The sequence below is a fragment of the Pseudomonas sp. NPDC088444 genome (genome assembly GCF_044900175.1).
GTDB lineage: Bacteria > Pseudomonadota > Gammaproteobacteria > Pseudomonadales > Pseudomonadaceae > Aquipseudomonas.
Map to the genome: position 1 here is coordinate 162,944 of NZ_JBJDNK010000013.1, position 617 is coordinate 163,560.

Genomic DNA, 617 nt, shown 5'->3' on the forward strand with positions numbered 1-617 from the left:
ATCAAACTGGACCAGAAGCGCAACAACGTTGTCGTTTCCCGTCGCAGCGTCCTGGAAGCCGAGAACAGCGCCGAGCGCGAAGCTCTGCTGGAATCCCTGCAGGAAGGCCAACAAGTCAAAGGTATCGTCAAGAACCTCACCGACTACGGTGCATTCGTGGACCTGGGCGGCGTAGACGGCCTGCTGCACATCACCGACATGGCCTGGAAGCGCATCAAGCATCCTTCCGAGATCGTCAACGTTGGTGACGAAATCGACGTCAAGGTTCTGAAGTACGATCGCGAGCGCAATCGTGTTTCCCTGGGTCTGAAGCAACTGGGCGAAGACCCATGGGTTGCTATCAAGGCACGTTACCCAGAAGGTACTCGCGTGACTGCACGCGTTACCAACCTGACCGACTACGGCTGCTTCGCTGAGCTGGAAGAAGGCGTTGAAGGTCTGGTGCACGTTTCCGAAATGGACTGGACCAACAAGAACATCCACCCATCGAAAGTCGTTCAGGTTGGCGATGAAGTGGAAGTCATGGTTCTGGACATCGACGAAGAGCGTCGTCGTATCTCCCTGGGCATCAAACAGTGCAAGTCGAACCCCTGGGACGACGTCTCTGGCCAGTTCAT

Annotated in this window: 1 protein-coding gene; it reads left to right on the plus strand. The window is 56.1% G+C overall.

The window, feature by feature from the left end; genetic code table 11:
• Window positions 1–617 (plus strand): S1 RNA-binding domain-containing protein (locus ACI2KB_RS24100; RefSeq protein WP_404638683.1); only part of this gene is annotated, 617 nt, incomplete at both ends.